This window comes from Acidimicrobiia bacterium (genome assembly GCA_040289475.1).
GTDB lineage: Bacteria > Actinomycetota > Acidimicrobiia > ATN3 > PSLF01 > PSLF01.
Window position 1 is genome coordinate 53,041 of record PSLF01000004.1, and the last position, 19,417, is coordinate 72,457.

The window sequence follows — 19,417 nt, forward strand, 5'->3', positions numbered from 1 at the left end:
CCTGTATCTCCTCTAAGATTGCATCTCGTTTCTATTGTCGAGACTCGGGCGAAAAGGACTGCCACCCTTTCAAAAACAAGAGCCTCTTTTCTACAGCCTCCAGGATGGCTCTCTCCACCTTGTCTACCGAGAGAAGCCCATCGACGACCACGAAACGCCCGGGTTCACGGGAGGCCTGGCGCAGGTACTCATTTCTCACTCGGGAGTGAAACTCGAGGGGCTCCCGCTCCATCCTGTCGACACTCGTCCCTTTTCTGCGCAGACCCGCTTGTGGGGGCACATCCACAACCACTACTAAGTCCGGCTCGATGCCTCCCGAAGCTTGTGCACACAACCTCTCCACAAGATCCAAATCTAGACCTCTACCCGCACTCTGGTAGGCGACAGTTGAAGGCGTGTATCTGTCACACACGACAACGGCTCCCCGCTCCAGAGCAGGCTTGATGACCTCTGCTACGTGCTGCGCTCGGTCAGCTAGATACAAAAAAAGCTCGGCCAAGGCCGCGGCAGAAACCTCCGAGTCTAAAAGTACTGCCCGAATGCGAGATCCAAGCGGTGTCCCTCCTGGCTCGTGCGTGAGCACTACCTCCAATCCGAGAGAAGCGATATTTTGGGCGAGCCTCTGAGCCTGCGTTGACTTGCCAGATCCTTCCACGCCTTCGATAACGACGAAGGCGCTTCCTTTGGTGCTCATCGCCTTCGGTCTGGAGGGTGAAAGCTTTGGGCGGACCCCTCTAGATCCTGCTGGCCAGCACCCTCGATTGCCTCGGAGTTTTCGTAATCCAACCGAGCATCGACATGAAACGGATCAACGTCAGAGACTGACACCTTGGGACGATCAAGCTCCGGCCTAACCCTCTCTTCTTCCACTTGTATTTGGGTGGATGCGGCGGAAACTACTGACTCTTCTCTTTGGGCTGGACCCCCATGGAAAACTCCTGCTGTGACAATTCCAGAAAGAACTATAACTACTCCTCCTAGAAGGAGCGTAAGACGGGTCCCCGAAAGAACCAGGCTAAAAGCACCGAATCCTATCCTTTGCCCTGGGAATAAAGAAGCAGTGACCGATCCCAGCCCTCCTGCAACCACAGGTGCCGCGCCCAGTGCGATCATCATCGCCAAGCGAGTCAGAGACAATAGAGCTGCGAAGCTTCGGCCTCTATAGATCGCGTCGGTCTCCTGATGAACTACGGTAAGTCCGGCGATGTAAGCGGGCGCAGCAGCTACACCAGTGACAAAAAGTAGAGCGGCTGCTGCAGGAACCGTGGTCACTGCTGCCCCTAGGACTAATGCAGCACCAGCACACACCAAAGAAAAGGGGTATACCGCCGCCCTCGAGAGTTTCCCTCCAACTGTCTCCATGGTGAGCACTCCGACAGCTGCCCCCATGCCCAAAGCCGTCACTAGCACTCCGAACCCAGAGGCTCCTCCCGCCAGATCCTGTTTCACGTGTAGAGGCCCCAACGATATGACTGAACCGGCTCCGAAGATAGCTGCCGACATTCCTGCGATCACCGTTCGTACCCGCACGTTGCGTGCTATAGCCCGATACCCGTCTCTGGTCTCTCTAAGAGCTAGGGTGAGATCTAGTGGGCGTTTAGGTTTGTAGTGGCGTTTCAGTTGCAGGCTGCCTAACAAATAGGCCGACACAAAGAACGTCACCGAGTCCAAGAACAGGGCCAGTGACTCTTGGTTTAACTCGAAGATCCTGAAGAAGGGCAGCCCTCCAAGGAGCTGAGCGAGGTGAGCGAGTCCAGAGAAAGCCAGTGCCCCAACTGGGAACATCCCGTATGCGGCTATCTGTGACACCGAATTCATGCGCGAAATGCCATCTTTCGGCACCACGTCCGGTACCGACGCCTCTTTTGCGGGCTGCCACAGCATCGTTACTATTTCGAAGACTAACTGGTTGATGATGAGAAGCCCTAGGTTTGGCACGAATGGGAGACTCGCTATAAGCAGCCCTCTGGTTATGTCACAGGCAGCTAGTAGATTCCTTCGGTTCCACCGATCTACCAGAGGGCCTGCTAGCTGCCCGAACAGAAAACCTGGAACTGTCCTGGTGAGGAGCACCATTCCAGGCCCATACACTTCCAGCCTGGTGCCGCTGGTGAGACGAAACGAGAGTGCGAGAATAGCTATGAGCCCGATCCAGTCACCGAGACTGGAAATGACTTGAGCGGCAGCGAACTTGCGCGCCTGAGGCGTCCAAAAAGGAGCTCCTTCTGGGGGACGCTGATCTAAAGAGTTCACGGCTCACACTCGCGCAGTGCTAGAAGCTGCCTCTACCTCCCCCGCAATCTCCCCGTTCCTACCAGAATCCGATTCATTGTCGGACGCTTCGGTCAGCTCGAACTCTGCCGAGCACGATGAACATCTCGCTCTATTGCGCTCCACAAACTGCGTCCCTCCGCACTTTGGGCACAAATCCGCCAGAGGTCTTTTCCAGCTTGCGAATTCGCAGTCAGGATATCTGCTGCAGCTAAAGAAAAGCTTGCCTCTCCGCGTGCGACGCTCGACTAGCTCTCCGTCCTTGCACTTGGGACACCGAGCTCCGGTCGGCTTATCCTCCCTTTTTATATACCTGCACTCTGGGTAGCCGGAACAACCGACGAAGTCTCCATAACGGCCGTGTCGCTTCACCAAAGGTTTTTTGCACTCGGGACACGTTTCCCCGGTTGGCTGAGGCTGCTCTGGCTTGTTCAGCGGCTTTGAGAATTTACACTCTGGATACCTAGAGCAGGACAAGAAACGTCCATAGCGTCCTAACCGAACGACCATCTTTGAGCCGCAAACTTGGCACGTCTCGTCGGCTTCTTCAAGATGAGGCTGTACCTCGTGGTCCTTTTTTTCGAGATGCCGCGCGAACTCCTCGTAGAAGTCACGAATAACAGGTACCCACTGTCGCTTGCGCGAGGCAATTTCGTCAAGGTCCTCCTCCATTCGGGCCGTGAACCCAACATCCACTATGTCGGGAAAGTGCTCGACCAGAAAGTCAACAACAACAAACCCGGTCTCTTCGGGCACCAGTTTCTTGTTTTCTCTCCTTACATACCCTCGCTCTAAGAGAGTGGAGATGGTAGGAGCGTAGGTTGAGGGTCTACCTATGCCGTTCTCCTCCAACGCCTTGATGAGCGAAGCGTCGGTATAGCGGGGAGGAGGCTGTGTAAAGTGCTGCTCGGGAACGACCTCAACAAGCAAGAGATTCTCTCCCTCTTGTAGGTCGGGGAGCGCTCCGGTCCCCTCTTCTCCTTCTCCCTCGTCTGTCCCCTCCGTGTACACCCGCATGAAGCCATCGAAGACCCGGACCTGTCCTGTCGCCCGAAGCAGGTATCCCCCAGTCGCAGAGATGTCAACCGATGTCTGATCGAAAAGTGCCTCTTTCATTTGGGAGGCAATCGTCCGCTGCCAAATTAGGCGGTACAGTTTGAACTGGTCGTCGGTTAAGTATGCCCTTACGGAGTCTGGGTATTTATCAGCGTATGTCGGGCGGATTGCCTCGTGCGCCTCTTGAGCTCCCCTTGATTTGGTCTTGTATGTGTGAGGCTTTTGAGGGAGATACTCCTTTCCGAATCTGGACTCGACCGTCGAAACGATGCTATCGACCGCCTCTTTGGAGAGCTGCACAGAGTCCGTACGCATGTAGGTGATTAGGCCTACCTGGCCTTCTGAGCCCAGTTCTACTCCCTCGTAGAGTTGCTGGGCCACCAACATTGTCTTAGAACCGGTGAAACCTAATTTTCTGGAAGCTTCTTGTTGCAGTGTCGAAGTAGTAAACGGTGGCGGTGGATTGCGCCTAACCTGCTTCTTGCGAACTTCTTCCACACGGTAGGAGGCATTTCGCAAAGCTTCAGCGTGTTTGGTAGCCTGCTCCTCGGTTTCGAGTGCTGGCTTCTTTCCTCTAACCTTATGGAGCTGGGCCGAGAACACCCCACCCTGGGGATCATCTACTCGGCTCAGCCTTGCCTCGACCGTCCAATACTCACGGGGCTGAAAATTCTGGATCTCCCGCTCTCGGTCCACTATCAGACGTAATGCCACCGATTGGACTCGGCCAGCAGAGAGATTTCTTCTGATCTTTGTCCACAAGAACGGAGAAAGCTTGTAGCCGACGAGCCGGTCAAGAACTCTTCGCGCTTGCTGCGCGTCGACGAGAGCAGAGTCGATATCACGAGGGTGTTTGAATGCTTCTTCGATTGCCGAGCGAGTGATCTCCGTGAACGTGACTCGTTTTGCTTTGGCGGGTTCGATGTTCGCGGCCTGGAGGACGTGCCACGCAATTGCCTCGCCCTCGCGGTCGTAGTCAGTCGCTAGATACACAGCCTCTGCCGTAGATGCAGCCTTTTTCAGCTGCCCTACCACCTTTTTAGATTTGGGGATCACCTCGTATTTGGGCTCGAAATTTTTGTCGACGTCTACTCCGAGATCTTTTTTGGGTAGATCCCTTACGTGCCCCAGTGATGCGATCACCTTGAATCCGGTACCCAAATACCTTTCTATCGTTTTTGCTTTGGTGGGAGACTCGACGACGACGAGGTTGTAGCCCGACCGCGAAGATGACTTTAGGGTACCCTCGCTAACATCGCTCATTGAGCGTGAACTCTGCGAGCTGCTGGTCCTGCCGCCACCTCTTTTCCCTGATCGCTTCGACGCAGCAGAGCCAGCAGTTGGTACAACTCCACACTTTTTTGCTGAAACTCGATTACTACTCATGCGGACTGCCAGTCTAGCTTTTGAGATCGAAACCCAATGATTCCGTCATTGTTTACTTTGAGCTATAAAACGCAAAGGTTTGCAGTGTCAGTGATTTCAAGCTCGCTCGCTCCTAACCCGTACCGGATTTCGCAGCATAGGCCGTCGCTCCGGTCGAACTGGTCGAACTCTAGCGTGCACCCTACATTGCGCTACCGGGGTGTCAATGTAGCGTAATGCTGATCGGTCGGTAGCACAGCTCTCCAAAAAGTCTTTACCTTCCAAGCCATGCTAGACGTCACGTTGAACTCCAAGAATAGTTGCTCGCTTGCCAGCCCTGTGTGCTTTAGATCGCACGAAAACCGGCTATTTCCGTGATAAAAAACTGATATTCGCCGACTCCGAGTCGGTGTCGGCTACGATTATTCGCCGGATTCGCAAAAAGATGACGATCGATAAGACCAGCAGGCCCTTGGCGAAAATAACAGATACCTTCCAAACTGGATCAGAATCGCATAAACAAAGACCTTATTCCAAGCTAGCCCTGGGTCTGTTCGCTGCACTGCTGATCCTCTCCGCCTGCTCCAAGCGAGCCCCAACCGCACCTACACCCCTTGGCCTAGAGCTACATGCGACAAAGACAGAAGTAGTGGGTGCCGGCGCGTCATCTATTGCGAAAGCAGACGAAATCGCTGTGCAGGTGCTTGAGCCTGTACATCGCTACTACAACGGAACACTATTTGGCGTAGTGTTTCCCACCGAAAACTTCGAAGGCGCTGTTTCCGAGTTTACTCCCACGATCGCAGCGAAGGCGCTCGGCGAGCATGCAGCTTTGATGACGCCGGCAGAAGCTGCGTCGCGTATTTCCGGAGTGCTCGAGCCTCACGACGTTACAGCCACAGTCACTTTGTTTTCCCCAGCGAAAGCGAGCGTATCACACGCCGGCGTCTCAGTAGCACTGGGGGCTCGTGGCTACCTGGAGGACGGCACACCTTTAGACATCTCCCGACAGGATTTCTTCGTCGTCGAACAGTCCTCGTCGGGATGGAAAGTCATATCTTACGAGTGCCGCCAAAAGATAGACGCCCCCGCAAGCATGCAAGAAGTCGTTGATGGAGGCTCGAGTGGTCGTTAGGGTGCGAATTTGCCGATGGCTGGTAGCGAGCTTTTTAGTGTACACGCTCGTCTATCCCGCCCCAGCCTCCGGCCAGAAGAATGCTGCGGTCACAGTTCACAAAGTCGAGTACAACAAAGCCATCGACCTACAGGGGGGGATCGTAAGGATCCTTCTCATCGGATCGGATCGGCGGCGGGACGGCTCGGTAGAAGGGCAAAGGGCAGACGCGCTTCACCTGGTGAGTTACAACACCAAACTCAACAAAGCGTCCGTCATAAACATACCTAGGGACACTTATGTGGAAATTCCGTCTCGCAGAGCCAGAGATCGGATCAACGCAGCTCTGGAATATGGAGGGCCAGAAGAACAGGTCAGGACCGTAGAAAAGTTTGTCGGTTTCGACATTGATTACTACGCCATGGTCGACTTCGACAGCTTTGTTGCACTCATAAACCGTATCGGCGGCGTAACGGTGGTGGTGCCTGAGTCAATGAACGATTCTCACTCCGGAGCTCACTTTGCGCCGGGCCCCGTACATATGGACGGTGACGAGGCTTTAGCGTTCGTTCGCAATCGGGCGTTCGTGCGGGGCGACTTCGAGCGAACCGAAAACCAGGCGAGGCTTCTGTTGTATGCGTTTAGGCAGATCCGCTCAGAAGTGCCGAGCGATCCATCGAAGATAGTCAAATACATAGGTTTAGCGAGTGAGTTTGTCGAGTTGGACATACCCTACTCTGAAGCTTTCCGCCTCGCGATGAGCGCAATTTCGTTAGATCCTGCGACGGTGCAGAGCTACACCGTCGCGGGTTCTATAGCCGACGTCGGGGGCGCCTCCGTAGTAATGCCCTCCGGTAACGAAGATGCCTTCAAGGACATACGCGATGATGGGCTTCTGTCCAAACCGGGCCCGCCGTTGATTCAGTAGTGACAGAGCGGCGAAGAAGTGCGCCGTTTCCTTGCTCAACTTTGTGGAACCTTGACCTCGAGTATCTCTGCCCGCATCCTGCCCGATGGCGTCTCGTACTCGACCGTATCGCCGGCCTTGCGACCCAAACACGCGCTTCCCAGAGGTGCGTTGGGAGACACGAGGGATACTCGAGTATCTCGAGACAGAACGGATTTTTCTTCCCGTGCAGCGATAAGAAACTCTCTCGTACCCCCGGAATCTAGCCGAAGCACCACTATCTTTCCCTCGCTCACAATTCCATCGTCGACGATCTCGGCGGGCGCTGCAGATTTGAGCCTCTGCTCTAGTTCTCGGATGCGGCCTTCGATTTTTGCCAGCTCTTCCCTCGCGGCGTGGTAGTCAGCGTTCTCGGAAAGGTCTCCGTGGGCACGAGCCTGGCCCACACGCTCGATAAGCACAGGCTTGATCTCGTGCACCAGCCGATCGAGCTCAGCGCGCAAGCTTTCTATTGCAGCCTGGGAAAGACGGATTTTCTGTTCCATTCGGGTACGCTACCTGCCAAATGGAAAATGCCTAGAGAACGCCTATCGTACCGTCGGCATACCATCTCTCTCACTCCCTATTAATCATTGAGCGATCCGTTTGCCCCGGGCCATTGCGATCTCAGCCTCATAGACTCGGTCTCATAGGTCTCATGGCCTAATAGGTCGCATAGATATAGATAAAGATACGAATAGGAGGGGAACTCGCGACCTTTCTTTGGTGCGGGTTATTATCCGGCCTGGTAGCGAAAGTCGGGGTATCAATGCGTTCCAATGCGGAGATGCGACCAGTGATAGCGGTCTGCGGGGCTCAGAGCCCGCCGCCGCCCGTATACGAGCTGGCTTATTTCGTAGGGCAACATCTCGCAGACGCCGGCGCCCTCTTGGTATGCGGAGGCCTGGAGGGCGTGATGGAGGCTGCATGTAAAGGAGCTATGGAGAAGGGAGGTCTCACGATTGGTATCCTCCCTGGCTTGGATCCCAAGGAGGCAAACCCCTGGGTACAAATCCCAGTGGCTACCGGCATTGGCCACGCCCGGAACCTTGCAGTCGTAGCGTCGGCTCATGCCGTGATTGCGGTGGATGGAGAGTTCGGAACTTTGAGCGAGATCGCCTATGCGCTGCGAATCGGACGCCCGGTAGTAGGGCTCGCCACCTGGGATCTCCAGCCAGGAGAACACAACTACGAACTGAAATCAAAACGCCTTGTACACGCCGCATCGACGCCAAAGGAGGCGGTCGAAGTAGCCGTCGCTCTCTCACTCAGCCACCTCCGCAGGTAACATGAGCCTGGCTGTTATCTCTTCTTCGTCACCGAGCACCCACCCGAAGCCTCTACGGAGAGGGCGTTTGTACCGGACAACGACACCTAAGAGAGATCCGGGCTTTCGTTCGCCTACTACTTCGAAGGTGAGCCTTTCCGGAGCTAGCTGAGGCGCAGCGCTTCGCCCGGCAGCCTCGATTAAAGATCTATCGTCGGTTGACGCGGCAACGCGCGCCGCTGCCCTGGCGGCATGGGTTACAAGTATCCTGTCCCTCACCTCTAAAAGTGCTAGAAGCGAAGCAAGGACAACAACCACCGCTAAGGGAAAAACAAGAGCAAACTCTACCGTAGACTGCCCCCCATCGGGCCCTCGATAATTCACTTGTCCGCTGCTTCTTTGACTTTCCCGATGACAAACTCGAAAAGCTCTGCAATAGCTCCGCTCTTTTTCGCCCACACAATAAGCGTCGCAGCAAGAGCAACAGCAGCAAGGATCACCAGAGCGTACTCGGGAGTAGCCTGTCCTTCATCGCCTTGTTGGCTATGCTGCGAGGCAGTAGCTCGCCACCTGACAAAAGCAAGATCCGCCAGAATCACAACGTACTGGACAGCGTCGTATAGCATTTCCCCCTCCTTTTAGCTAAATTGACGGCTTTATAAACAGATGGCTCGGTTCTGATGCGAAGCGGTGCTACCTCTTCCCAATTCAAAAGCTGCGAAAAATGCCTTCAACTTTGCTTTCTGCTTCATGCACGAATAACCGCAAATGTGTCTGCTAAGACAGGAACCACTGTCAATAAGACAAACGCGGGCAAGATACAAAAGACCAGCGGAAAAAGAACCTTTATAGGCGCCTTTCGAGCAGAAGCCTGAGCCGCTCGAATCTCACGCTCCCGGAGGTCGCGGGCTAGGCGCATTAGAGCGGGTCCCAGGGGATGCCCCAATCGCTCCGACCCTGCAATGGCCCTTGACAACGCTGCAAGCTCAGCCCACCCTCGTTGCCTAGCGGTGAAGGCGAGTACTTCAGAAGTCGTCCGACCCGTAGTCAACTCCGCTGCTAGGTACTCGAATACGCTCTCGCACCCTTTCGGCCTAACGGCAGCGACTGCCTGAAATGCTCTGTAGGGATTCATTCCAGCCATGCAGGCAATCGCCAGAAGATCTAGGGCGTCAGGAAAGCTTCTTCGAAACCGGCTTCGCTCAGCTGACACGGCTCGTCTCAGGGAAGCCTCAAATGTCCAGGTGACACAGACAACCCCCAAGAGCGCCCCTGCGATGCCGGAGAGCGCAAACCCGAGCAGGAGCGCAGCGGGTATGCCGGAAATCGTGGCACCTCTCAATATGCGCAGACTGTTTTCGGAAACTCCTGCGGCTCGTGCCTCTTCCAGGCGATCATTCAACAAATCACCAACTCTGCGTGTCAAGCTCCGCCACCAGAAGAGTAGCTGCCAGTACCACTCACGGCGCCCCAATTCAGACTCCTCGGCTGTAGTAGGTCGCTGGTTTCCGCACACTACCAGGGCTTGCGCCGCCACTCTTGTAGAGGACTGATTGGCCATATTCTTATGCGAACTACCACTTAGTCGCACAAACCCTCCTTACCCACCAATATCCGAGTAGCTCTAGGGCCAAGCCGCCTGCGAGTACCACATTTCCTGCGGAAGAAGAGATTAGAAAGCGCCCGCCTAGGCCCAGCGCGTAGGAGAGTAACGCAAATCCTGCGGGAGCAGTGGCCAAGACCAGGCTCGATAGGCGCGCCTGAGCTGTGAGGGCCTCAAGCTCACGACGCACCGAAATCCGCTGACGCAACGAGCCTGCGAGGATCTCGAGTGCAGCCGATAGGTTCCCACCTGCCCTTATGTGGGTTCGCAGCGCCATTTCCAGAGCCGTAGCCCCGGGCAGGTCTTGTAAAGAGAACAATCCTGCCAGGGCTCGATCGAGCGAGAATCCATGCGCCAACAAATACGATGCTCGCTCAAATGCCGGGGCAATAGACCGCGGCCCAGTGCGCGCAACTTCTTCGATTCCGAGCCGCAAGGAACCCTTGGCCCTGACAGCTTCAGCCAGTTCCTCGAGCGCTTCGGCAAACTCCTCCTCTGCTATTATCTTTGCCCTTCTAAGAGCTGCACGTGTTCGTACCTCGAAAACAACGAGGCCTGCCGCGGCTCCTAGGACGACGCTCAGTGGTCCAAATCCGAACACCGTGATCGCTGCGGCTATGGCGCAAATCAAGTGCAGTGCTACACCGGCAGGGTTGGATTTTCTGAGGCCCAAAATCATCGAAGCGTTACCGACCCGGTATTGACATCTCCGTTTGCAAAGGCAATGTTTTACCTGTGCTAGCAGGGTCTGAGACAACACCTGCGCGTCTTTGCTTGGAAGCTCTGCGCTCCAACCTTCGAAAGAACACTTCGATGTCGTCGACTTTTACCAGGCCCGGCTTTGTTTCGGACGTCACATTTACTTGGGAAGGCACACAAAAAAGCGGAAGCAAATGCGGCCAGGGTTTAGACCGATCTACGCACGAGATCTCCGTAACAAGACGGGTTCCTCCTTCCCCACGAGACATCTGCACCACTAAGTCGATAGCCGATCCAATCTGTAAGCGCACCGCCTCTACCGACAATCCGACATTGGCCATGAGCGTCATGGTTTCTATGCGAAAAAAGGCGTCGTCAGGAGTGTTGGCGTGAACCGTGGTCAAGCTCCCCTCGTGTCCAGTGTTCATCGCTTGAAGCATAAACAGGGCTTCCGCCCCTCGGGCTTCGCCGAGAATGATGCGGTCAGGTCTCATCCGCAAGGCAGCTCTCACTAAATCGCCCAGCGTAACTTCACCTGCGCCGTCGGAGTTAGGAGGCCGTGCCTCCAAAGACACGACGTGTTCTTGCTGAAGCTGAAGCTCAGCAGCGTCTTCTATCGTGATGATCCGCTCCCGCGGCGGAATCAGCGAGGAAAGGACATTCAGTAGTGTGGTCTTACCTGTAGAAGTTCCTCCCGACACTACGATGTTGGCGCGTCCTTTTACAGCCTCGACCAGAAGCTGAGCCGCTTCGCCAGAAAGCGTTCCTGAAGCGACTAACTCATTGAGGCTAAAGGTTGCCTTGCGAAACTTTCGGATGGTTACAACAGGTCCACCTCGAGCAACAGGCTCCAAAACCGCGTGAAAACGAGATCCATCGGGAAGACGGGCATCGACTATCGGGCTCGAATCATCGATTCGTAGACCGAGCGGGCCAATTACGCGCTCAATAAAGGACCGCAGTTGCTCGGAGCTTTTGAACGCGGTACCCGTAGCCTCTATCCTACCGCCGCGCTCAACCCACACCTCCGAAGGGCCATTGATCATTACCTCACTAACGGATGGGTCATCGAGGAATGGTTCTACTGGTCCCAGGCCCAGCATTTCGTCAACGATGTTCGCTGCGGCCTCGGCTGCATGAGACGAGCTGACGCTTCCGAAGCGATTTCGTAGCGCCGCACCCGCCAGCGCCCTAGCCCGGGCTTTGGACAGCGCGATGTTCCATCTACTATCGCTTGCCGCTGCTAAGGCTTCGCTCCTACATCGAGCATGCTCTTCTAGGAGGCGCCGGCGGAGATCGTCCTCGAGATCGCTAATGCTACTCGGGTTAAAATCGGCTGCTAAAGACACGTTTAGGCTCGAGACCACTCTAGCCGTCCCTTCCTTTCGGGTTCAGCAAGCTCTTTGAGGTGACAGCCAAAACGCGTGTTACGCCCTCCGGCAAACCCCACTATCCACTCGGCCAGCTCTACCATTGCTCGCCCATATGCAGTCCTGTCGGAAGGAGCAAGAAGACATCCCTCATCGATTGCAGCTCCGGCTTCTTCAGGAACCCATGGAAGCTCAAAAGTGGGCCGGTCCCCTAGGAGCGAGATGATCTCGTCTGGACGAGGGCCACTGCCTCGAAACGACAACATGACTGCGGCGCTTTTGTTTTCCTGTAGAAGCGCGTCGATTTTGTGCAGAACTGTATGCGCTTGACGGACCCCGAAGTAGTCGAGCGAAAGTACTACGAAAAACGCGTCGGGCGCAGCCAGTTCTCTTTTTTCGATCTGCCTCAGTAGCGGGTCAAGGCGGCGCCCGGGCACGTCAAGGAGGAGAACATCGGACGCCTCCGCATCAGCAAGACTTCGCATTGATGCCCAGCCCTCGGCGTCCACTACTTCTTCGGCGATGTAGAGCCAGTGTGCCCCGGTCGGCACTGAATTTGTGCCGCTCACCTCTCCAACGGTGGTTTTTAGCCGAGGCGAGGAGGCGTCGTTTCCTCCTACAAGCTCCGTTAACTCCTTGTATGAATCATCGAGATCCACAAGAAAGACTCTCCTACCCATCGACGTCAGCTGCGCCGCCAGATTGGCGGTGAGGAGAGTGGCGCCACTGGATTTAATAGAAGTCACTCCGACGCAAAAGAGAGAGTTGCCGAGATCTGATTCAGCTTCGAAAACACTCGCTTCGGCCTTCACCACCGCTGCCAGAAGCTCTTTCTCTTTAGGCCATACGACAGCGTAGTCGGCCTCAGAAGTTGCGCAAGCAGCAACGACATCTCTTTTGGAAAAACCCACTACCACTACGCTGCAAGAGCCGGTCGAGCCGACACACTCAGCCACAACACCTACCACCGACTCCCAGGCCACGACCACCGACAACCGACCGCTCGCCATGGAGAATGCTTTGACATAGTCGGTGTCCCTACTCAAATCGTCACCAATGCCAGCTTCTGCGGGAGCTTCATTCGTAAAATCTCGCACGCTCCTACTCTCTATCGCTGAAATTTGGCGCAGACTTGCCTCAGTGCTGCGTTCGGCAGCACGATCCGCCCACGCTTCACCGAAAGAGCGGCCTTCGATTACAGATTTACCCCTCACATAAACATGGACCGCCGCCACCCCCACCTCCCGCAAATACCGGGCTAGCTCGGAGACGGGACTCTCAGGAGGACCTACCACCACTACCGGCGCCAACTGCCACCCTCTCTTTCGACTTGATCTTGTCGCCTGCGTCGTCTGTTTGCGACAAGCTCCCGCTTTCTCGCAAACATCGAATCTCGTCCTGCAAATTACAACGTCATGAGTACATGGATATCTTTGGGTAGCATTGCATATTGTTACGTCACGATGCCGTGACTTAGCTTACACAGCAACCGGTGACATCAAAACTAGAAGCCTTACCGCATGTCTCAAGATCCCGCCTCTCGTCAGGAGGAACCGGCGACCCAACAGAGCAGCGATGCAACTGAGGCCTATGAGGCCTATGGAGGGCCCGTATCCCACCGAGAAAGACTTTGGCTACGATGCACCCAACAAACGGAACGATCGCATCGAAGAGCGCGACAATCTAAAGCAATGGAAGCTGCGTTTTTCGATCTCGACAAAACCGTGATAGCGAGGTCTTCGGTGCTCGCCCTCGGAAAATCCTTTTATAGAGAGGGGATGGTGAGTCTGCCGACGCTTTTGAGAAGCATTTATGCTCAGCTTCTCTTCGTCGCGCTTGGAGCTGACGAAGAGAAGATGGAAAAGGCAAGGCGGGCGGCAACGGAACTCACCAAAGGTTGGAGCGAGGCTACAGTGCGGCGTCTGATCAACCAGACAATAGAAGATGCCATTCGCCCGCTCATTTACCGAGAAGCACTAGAGCTGTTCGACCTGCACCGCCGAGCAGGCCGCCGAATCTACATTGTCTCTTCCGCCCCCGAAGAGGTTGTCGAGCCGCTCGCCCGGATGTTGAAAGCTGATGACTTTGTCGCTACTAGAGCACAAACGGTCAATGGAAAGTATACCGGAGAGATTGAGTTCTATTGCTACGGGCCCAACAAAGCCAAAGCCATGCAAGAGATCGCCCAAGCTAGGGGGATCGATCTCTCCCTAAGCTATGCCTACTCCGACTCAATAACAGACCTTCCGATGCTCGATGTCGTGGGATATCCCCACGCAGTGAACCCAGATCGCGAGCTCGCAAAGATCGCATTTGAGCGAAACTGGCCAGTGTTGTATTTCGAAAAAACGGTCGCCTTGGGGAGTCCTCCCCAGGGGATCTCGCAAAGGAAACTATGGCTCGCCGTAGTGGCGGCCGCCTCCTTAGCAATCGCTTATAGGCTATTGCTCAAGCGCACTGTTCAATATCTTCGCGAAAGCGAAGACAACAACCTTTTCTAGCTGGTACGTCCCCAGCCGACACGTCAGCATTTAGGGACAGCTAGAAGGGCTACAAGAGCACCAGCGGGAACTACGATACTAGTAGTTTTCCCGCCCGCTAATAGCACGCGCTACCAGAACGCCCAAGGCGACCAGTACTAACAGCACGATTATCTTCTTCATGTCTACCTCCAATTTGCCCTTTCGTGGCACAAAGTCTCGCCGTTAGGCAAAGCGACTCGTCTTCGTAAAAGCTCACGTCTCTTTAGCGGAATGCTTTGAGAAGACGATCTTACTCCGAGCATATCAGCATTTTTTCCAGGGTGCCCGCGAAGCGCTGGACGACCTCCGCAAACCGTGATAACTTGCACAAGTCGGGCTCCGGATCTATGCCTCTGCGGGTCTAATAGCCAAACCAAAAGACAAATGTGAGACACTGCTCAAGTCGTGGCAGCTCGAGGGAGTCTTATCCGTGAAGACAGCGCAAGGAGTACGCGATGCGGCGTGTAGTGTGCGCCTTCAAACCTGTTGAGTTCGTTGGTCGATATCGCGTTCTTGGCAGGACAACCAAACAGCGTCTCGCACTTGTAGTTGGACTACTTCTGGTCGTTACCCCTGCAGCTACCCTTTTGAAGAGCGAAAAATTAGAGGCGCTCTCTATTTCGCAAGGTGAATTCAAGCTTGACGTCGAGATAGCCATGACAAGCACCGCGGCTTCAGGGTGGCGACCGGAGCCCGGTTCTTCCCCTGCTCTCAAGTTGTTCGTGCACAACTTTGGGATTCCCGGAAGAGTACAACAGTGTGCCACCGACCCGGACCCATTCACGTGCGAGCGCGATTACATGCGCTCTTCTGCAGCCAAGTCCAACACCATCACCTTCGTGATCGAGCCTGGATACTCTCGAACGACCGACTTTGAAATAGCTTCAGGCACCGCTCTGCCCGATGGATTCGTCTTTGCTGGTCGAGGAGGAAAACCTGGGGATCCCTCACGAAATCCGATCAACCTTTCCGGAAACCCCGATGCAGGCACTGCAACCGTGAGAGTGTGCATAGACTCTTGGAACGGTGGCATCCCTGAGTACACCTGGAATGCGCAGTGCACATGGGCGAGGGAGCAGAAGACCACTGACCAGTTTCCGCTTGGCGGGGAAGGAGCCTGCCCAGGATGGGTCCCGGGTGAAGGAGGAATCACTGGTACCGAGCCAGGCGAAGGGCCTGCCCACATCGTCACCATAACCAACGATGCAGGTCCTTATGAAGTGCCTGGTCTAGGAGTCCATCCAAAAGGCCGGCTTTATGACCGACGGAGGGAGCGGTGGGCGTATGCCCGCTGGTCGGTTCTCGCATGTGCCGGCGTCAACATCACCAACATCCTCGGCCAGCAGCTAGGTCTGGGAGCCTCCGTGTATCTGGAGGCGTTCGTCTATCGTGACGACCCATACCCAGGCGCTTACTCGCTCATCCTTTATCAAGGCCAAGACGACAGACTTGGAGTTCCAGGCGACATGGACGGTGATGGCCAGCCTGACACTTACAAGACATGCGGAATCCTTTTGAATCCATGCATTTCAATCTATGGTGTGGCGCTTAGCATCGACACATTTGCATCAAGTAAACGGGTTGCCACGGTCCCCAAAGTATGCGGAAACTACGCATACACCGTAAGAGCGGCAGACGACGTAACCAGTCCAGGACACTCTTACATTGAAGGAAGTGATCGGCTGGCTACCGCGGGTTTTCCTGGATGCCCTGCTGGCATGCGAGGGGTGGTGGCAGGATCGAACGGGCGACCCCTCGGGGGAGCAATAGTCAGAGCTTTTGACGCCTCCACAGGAAACTACGTCAACTCCGGTTTTGGATGGGATGCTGTGCCGTGCAGGGGCGGTCAGCTCCCTTATGACGGCCCGGCGGGGGTTCCGGCCGGTCCTGAACCGGGTTCATACCCTTCAAGCTGGGGCTGTGACACAACGATCGGAAACACAGGTTTTGGGTTGCAGCAGACTCCGGGGTGGGGCGACGGAAGGTGGTACATACGCACCAACACAGGCTCGGGCAACTATAAAGTCCTTATAACTAGTCCGCCTCTGGACGGCAATGCCACTCGATGGGCTGCTCTAGCACCTCCTGCAAGTGGGACCAATGACTGGAACACGGCTTCGGTGTGGACAACATCTCCTGGACCTGTCCCTGCGGTCGTCGGAGATGGGGGTGACTTGACATCCACGCTTACCGCAGCCACCCCAGTGCAGGGCCAGGTACTAAAAGATGGCGCGTGGGTTACTGGGGTTGACCAAGCGAGCGTCGCGCTGTGGGACTGCTCGGGTCAACAGTTCGAGGCAACGCCGACCTATGTTTTCTCGGACGGAACCTTTGTAGTTGACACTCCAACGCCGAACGGGCCCTCAGCAAAAGGGGTCAAGGCCAAGTTTGAAGTCCGCTCCGCCCCAGGCGCACCCAACTTGGTCGGCTGGTATAGCGGTACTGCTGCGCCTGCCGACAACTTCGCTAGCGCAGCCTGCATAACTCCCGGAACACCCTTGTCCACCACCAACTTCACGGGCCAAGGTTTCATCACGGGAATGGTGCACAATCCGGACGGCAGCGGGCTGGCAAATGCCGAGGTCAGCCTGTATAGGACTAGTACAGGTACCCTCGCCTACGTCACCCTCACCTCTAGCGATGGCAGCTGGGCAGCGAGCGTTCCCGCCACTGTATCTAGCGGAGAAACTTACAAGATTCTAGTTAGGCCGCCTGCAGGGTCAGGGCTATTCAACGCCTGGTACAACCTCAAACTGAGTTATACCCAGGCAGACACGTACACATCGCCATCGGGAGTGCACCATATGTTCTTTGCGAACTCAGACGCTATAACCGGTTACGTAAAGGCACAAGGCACAGGTCCGGACATGTCAGAAGCTGCCGATATCAACAAGGCAGTTGTTTATGCGTACGATGCAAATACCTCTGCTTTTGCGGGATGGGCAAAAACCGGCGTCCAAGATACAGGTCGGTATACGCTGCCTCTTCCGCCCGGCACGTACAAGCTTCTTGTGCACGCTCCGACTGTCACGAGGGAGAACGCCTTTTGGAGCGGAGCCTGGTCCTTCTCGGAAGCCACCGCTGTTGCTCCGCCTGCCACGGCAAACTTCAGTCTCAGGCCAGCAGGCCTCATAGTAGGATCTTCTCCCCTAGGTGGGACCCTCGTATACGCTTATACCCACGACGGATCGCACTTCGCAGGTTGGACCCAGGTGAGCGGCGGTACGTACTCGCTCAAGGTTCCCAAGACCTCGGACAGCGGATACCAGTATAAAGTGCGGTTTCTGTGGCCAAGTGGGCAGGGAAGTTGCTGGTTTTCCAATACTGCGTCATTTGGATCGGCACTGGCAGTTAACTCACCCGCGTCTGGGGTCGATGACCTGGGTCCACCGTGTGGACCGTAGATCCTTCCTCGGTACCAGAAACACTCGAAAAGCGATTATCCTCGGTAGCGGTTGGTAATTGGTAGCCGCCGATCTTTGCCGAAAGCCTTGGCGGTGATCTTCACCCCTGGCGCTGCCTGCCGGCGCTTGTACTCGGCCGCATCTATCATTGCCGTAACCCGCCTCGCAGTCTCCTCGTCGATTCCCGAATCCACAACGTCTTGCAGGCTGCCATCTTCTTCGACATAGATCTCGATGATGCGGTCGAGGACCTCGTATGGAGGAAGTGTATCTTGGTCTGTCTGTCCTTCTCTAAGTTCGGCAGTTGGAGGCTTATACAGAACGCTATGAGGAATCGGTCCCTCATCTTTTGACACCGCCATTTGCAGATCGGCTTCTTCCAGTCCCTCCATCGCGTCTATTCGCTCCTGCCGCGAAGGGAGATCGCCGACTCCGAAAAAGTTTCTGTAGCGGGCAAGGCTGTATACGAGTGTCTTGGGAACGTCTTTTAGAACGCTGAATCCTCCGACCATATCACCATAAAGAGTCGAGTATCCCGTCGCCAGCTCGCTCTTGTTTCCCGTAGCCAAAACTAGCCAGCCGAACTTGTTGGAAAGTGCCATGAGGTAGTTGCCCCGAATCCTCGCTTGGATGTTTTCCTCGGTTATGTCGTAGGATCGCCCCTCGAAGACTGGCTCGAGTACCTCCAAATAAGCACGAAACGGTTTCTCAATGGAGAGCTCTATGAAGCGGATTCCTAGCCTGCTAGCCAGATCAGCTGCGTCGCGGCGCGATTGGTCGCTGGTGAACCTAGAAGGCATGCTCACCCCAACGACACCATCTGGTCCTAGCGCATCTGCAGCTATCGTGGCGGTGAGCGACGAGTCTATCCCGCCTGAGAGTCCGACGACCACACCCGAAAACCCGTTCTTTTCAACGTAATCCTTGGTTCCCAAAAGTAAGGCGGCGTAGACCTCTCCCAAAGGGTCGTATTCCGGCTCGATAGGACCCGACACTGTGCCTTGCGGATCGACCTCAATTTCGAACAAAGCTTCTTCGAACTGAGCGGCCCTTGCACGCACCACTCCCGCCGCATCGACTACGAAAGACCCGCCATCGAAGACAAGCTCGTCCTGACCCCCCACTAGGTTTAAGTACATCACGGCAGCGTTAGCCTCCGTTGCCCGTTCAGCAACTACCCCAGAGCGCTCCTTTGACTTTCGCATGTGATAGGGGGACCCGTTGATGTTGAGAACCGCACCGACTCCCATCGACCGGTACTCTATGAAAGGACCCGAGGCAGACCATGCGTCTTCACATATAGATATCCCCACGTCTATCGAGGGATTCCCAACGGTTACTACAACCAAATCATCACCTGGAACGAAGTAGCGCTTTTCGTCGAACACCCCGTAGTTTGGCAAAAGTCGCTTGGCGTAAGTCGACACGACCTTGCCATCTCTTAGCACCGAGGCGGCGTTCGTTAACCCTGCCGGGAGGCGTCCGACATGGCCTACCACTGCGACGATCCCTTCGCATCGAGCCGCTATGTCTCGGAGGGCAATCAAATTGGCCTCTACAAAGGAGGGCTTCAAAAGTAGATCTTCCGGTGGATATCCAGTAAGGGCTAGCTCTGGAAAGGCGACCAGGTCGATGCCGCTTTTTCGAGCCTCTGCAATAACGTCCGATATGCGGCGCGAGTTTCCCTCGACGTCGCCAACGACAAAATCGAGCTGGGCTAGAAGTGCACGCACAGATGTTTCTCCACTGCCTCGTTCAAACCGTGACTGACCAGCACGAGCAGGCGTTATTCGCGCGATG

Annotated in this window: 16 protein-coding genes; 5 read left to right on the forward strand and 11 right to left on the reverse strand. The window is 55.5% G+C overall.

What is annotated here, in order from left to right; all coding sequences use genetic code 11:
- Positions 1–31: 31 nt before the first annotated feature.
- Genes tmk through C4318_03320 form a run of 3 tightly spaced genes read right to left on the reverse strand, consistent with a single transcriptional unit; the run spans position 32 to position 4,713 of the window.
- Positions 32–694: a dTMP kinase gene (gene tmk, locus C4318_03310; GenBank protein ID MER3454170.1), complete on the reverse strand. Its 663-nt coding sequence runs from the start codon at positions 692–694 to the stop codon at positions 32–34.
- Positions 691–2,253 carry a hypothetical protein gene (locus C4318_03315; protein MER3454171.1) on the reverse strand — a complete coding sequence of 521 codons (1,563 nt, stop codon included), beginning with the start codon at positions 2,251–2,253 and terminating at the stop codon, positions 691–693. Before C4318_03315 ends, tmk begins: the two co-directional genes overlap by 4 nt.
- Positions 2,254–2,256: 3 nt before the next feature.
- A complete protein-coding gene (locus C4318_03320; protein ID MER3454172.1) occupies positions 2,257–4,713 on the reverse strand; it encodes a type I DNA topoisomerase in 2,457 nt (818 codons plus the stop codon).
- A 307-nt stretch (positions 4,714–5,020) separates the two neighbouring features.
- Between C4318_03320 and C4318_03325 the strand changes: the two genes are divergently transcribed.
- Positions 5,021–5,827 carry a hypothetical protein gene (locus tag C4318_03325; GenBank protein ID MER3454173.1) on the forward strand — a complete coding sequence of 269 codons (807 nt, stop codon included), beginning with the start codon at positions 5,021–5,023 and terminating at the stop codon, positions 5,825–5,827.
- Positions 5,805–6,734 (forward strand): hypothetical protein, encoded by a 930-nt coding sequence (locus C4318_03330; GenBank protein ID MER3454174.1) that lies wholly within the window; start codon positions 5,805–5,807, stop codon positions 6,732–6,734. Before C4318_03325 ends, C4318_03330 begins: the two co-directional genes overlap by 23 nt.
- A 35-nt stretch (positions 6,735–6,769) precedes the next feature.
- Here the strand turns inward: C4318_03330 and C4318_03335 are convergent, their stop codons facing one another.
- The gene (locus C4318_03335; protein MER3454175.1) at positions 6,770–7,258 is read right to left on the reverse strand and encodes a transcription elongation factor GreA; all 489 of its coding nucleotides are present in this window, start codon (positions 7,256–7,258) and stop codon (positions 6,770–6,772) included.
- 281 nt (positions 7,259–7,539) lie between these two features.
- Here C4318_03335 and C4318_03340 point away from each other — a divergent pair, with 281 nt between their 5' ends.
- Entirely contained in the window at positions 7,540–8,040 is a 501-nt protein-coding gene (locus tag C4318_03340; protein MER3454176.1) for a TIGR00725 family protein, read from the forward strand.
- On the opposite strand, the gene C4318_03345 is transcribed toward C4318_03340, so the two are convergent.
- The 6 genes from C4318_03345 to C4318_03370 all read right to left on the reverse strand — a co-directional run bounded on the left by C4318_03345 (position 8,017) and on the right by C4318_03370 (position 13,001).
- On the reverse strand, positions 8,017–8,403 hold the full coding sequence (locus C4318_03345) for a hypothetical protein (GenBank protein ID MER3454177.1): 387 nt from the start codon (positions 8,401–8,403) through the stop codon (positions 8,017–8,019). The two genes, C4318_03340 and C4318_03345, sit on opposite strands and share 24 nt — an antisense overlap.
- Positions 8,400–8,645, reverse strand: a complete 246-nt coding sequence (locus C4318_03350; GenBank protein MER3454178.1) for a hypothetical protein — start codon at positions 8,643–8,645, stop codon at positions 8,400–8,402. The genes C4318_03345 and C4318_03350 overlap by 4 nt, the downstream gene beginning before the upstream one ends.
- A 122-nt stretch (positions 8,646–8,767) precedes the next feature.
- On the reverse strand, positions 8,768–9,580 hold the full coding sequence (locus tag C4318_03355) for a hypothetical protein (GenBank protein ID MER3454179.1): 813 nt from the start codon (positions 9,578–9,580) through the stop codon (positions 8,768–8,770).
- 13 nt (positions 9,581–9,593) lie between these two features.
- On the reverse strand, positions 9,594–10,301 hold the full coding sequence (locus C4318_03360) for a hypothetical protein (protein MER3454180.1): 708 nt from the start codon (positions 10,299–10,301) through the stop codon (positions 9,594–9,596).
- 7 nt (positions 10,302–10,308) lie between these two features.
- Complete coding sequence (locus C4318_03365; GenBank protein MER3454181.1) at positions 10,309–11,424, reverse strand: hypothetical protein; 1,116 nt, start codon at positions 11,422–11,424, stop codon at positions 10,309–10,311.
- A gap of 248 nt (positions 11,425–11,672) precedes the next feature.
- Complete coding sequence (locus tag C4318_03370) at positions 11,673–13,001, reverse strand: hypothetical protein (protein ID MER3454182.1); 1,329 nt, start codon at positions 12,999–13,001, stop codon at positions 11,673–11,675.
- Between the two features lie 210 nt (positions 13,002–13,211).
- Between C4318_03370 and C4318_03375 the strand changes: the two genes are divergently transcribed.
- Both C4318_03375 and C4318_03380 read left to right on the forward strand, forming a co-directional pair.
- Positions 13,212–14,192, forward strand: a complete 981-nt coding sequence (locus C4318_03375) for an HAD-IB family hydrolase (GenBank protein MER3454183.1) — start codon at positions 13,212–13,214, stop codon at positions 14,190–14,192.
- 476 nt (positions 14,193–14,668) lie between these two features.
- Positions 14,669–17,617 (forward strand): hypothetical protein, encoded by a 2,949-nt coding sequence (locus tag C4318_03380; protein MER3454184.1) that lies wholly within the window; start codon positions 14,669–14,671, stop codon positions 17,615–17,617.
- 35 nt (positions 17,618–17,652) lie between these two features.
- On the opposite strand, the gene C4318_03385 is transcribed toward C4318_03380, so the two are convergent.
- Positions 17,653–19,350, reverse strand: a complete 1,698-nt coding sequence (locus C4318_03385; GenBank protein ID MER3454185.1) for an NAD+ synthase — start codon at positions 19,348–19,350, stop codon at positions 17,653–17,655.
- Positions 19,351–19,417: the final 67 nt, after the last annotated feature.

Coding starts and splice junctions, on each gene's coding strand:
- C4318_03335 (MER3454175.1), bottom strand. CDS start 7,258: ATGGAACAGAAAATCCGTCTTTCCCAGGCTGCAATAGAAAGCTTGCGC.
- tmk (MER3454170.1), bottom strand. CDS start 694: ATGAGCACCAAAGGAAGCGCCTTCGTCGTTATCGAAGGCGTGGAAGGA.
- C4318_03350 (MER3454178.1), bottom strand. CDS start 8,645: ATGCTATACGACGCTGTCCAGTACGTTGTGATTCTGGCGGATCTTGCT.
- C4318_03360 (MER3454180.1), bottom strand. CDS start 10,301: ATGATTTTGGGCCTCAGAAAATCCAACCCTGCCGGTGTAGCACTGCAC.
- C4318_03380 (MER3454184.1), top strand. CDS start 14,669: ATGCGGCGTGTAGTGTGCGCCTTCAAACCTGTTGAGTTCGTTGGTCGA.
- C4318_03365 (MER3454181.1), bottom strand. CDS start 11,424: ATGCTGGGCCTGGGACCAGTAGAACCATTCCTCGATGACCCATCCGTT.
- C4318_03330 (MER3454174.1), top strand. CDS start 5,805: ATGGAGGCTCGAGTGGTCGTTAGGGTGCGAATTTGCCGATGGCTGGTA.
- C4318_03320 (MER3454172.1), bottom strand. CDS start 4,713: ATGAGTAGTAATCGAGTTTCAGCAAAAAAGTGTGGAGTTGTACCAACT.
- C4318_03340 (MER3454176.1), top strand. CDS start 7,540: ATGCGACCAGTGATAGCGGTCTGCGGGGCTCAGAGCCCGCCGCCGCCC.
- C4318_03375 (MER3454183.1), top strand. CDS start 13,212: ATGTCTCAAGATCCCGCCTCTCGTCAGGAGGAACCGGCGACCCAACAG.
- C4318_03355 (MER3454179.1), bottom strand. CDS start 9,580: ATGGCCAATCAGTCCTCTACAAGAGTGGCGGCGCAAGCCCTGGTAGTG.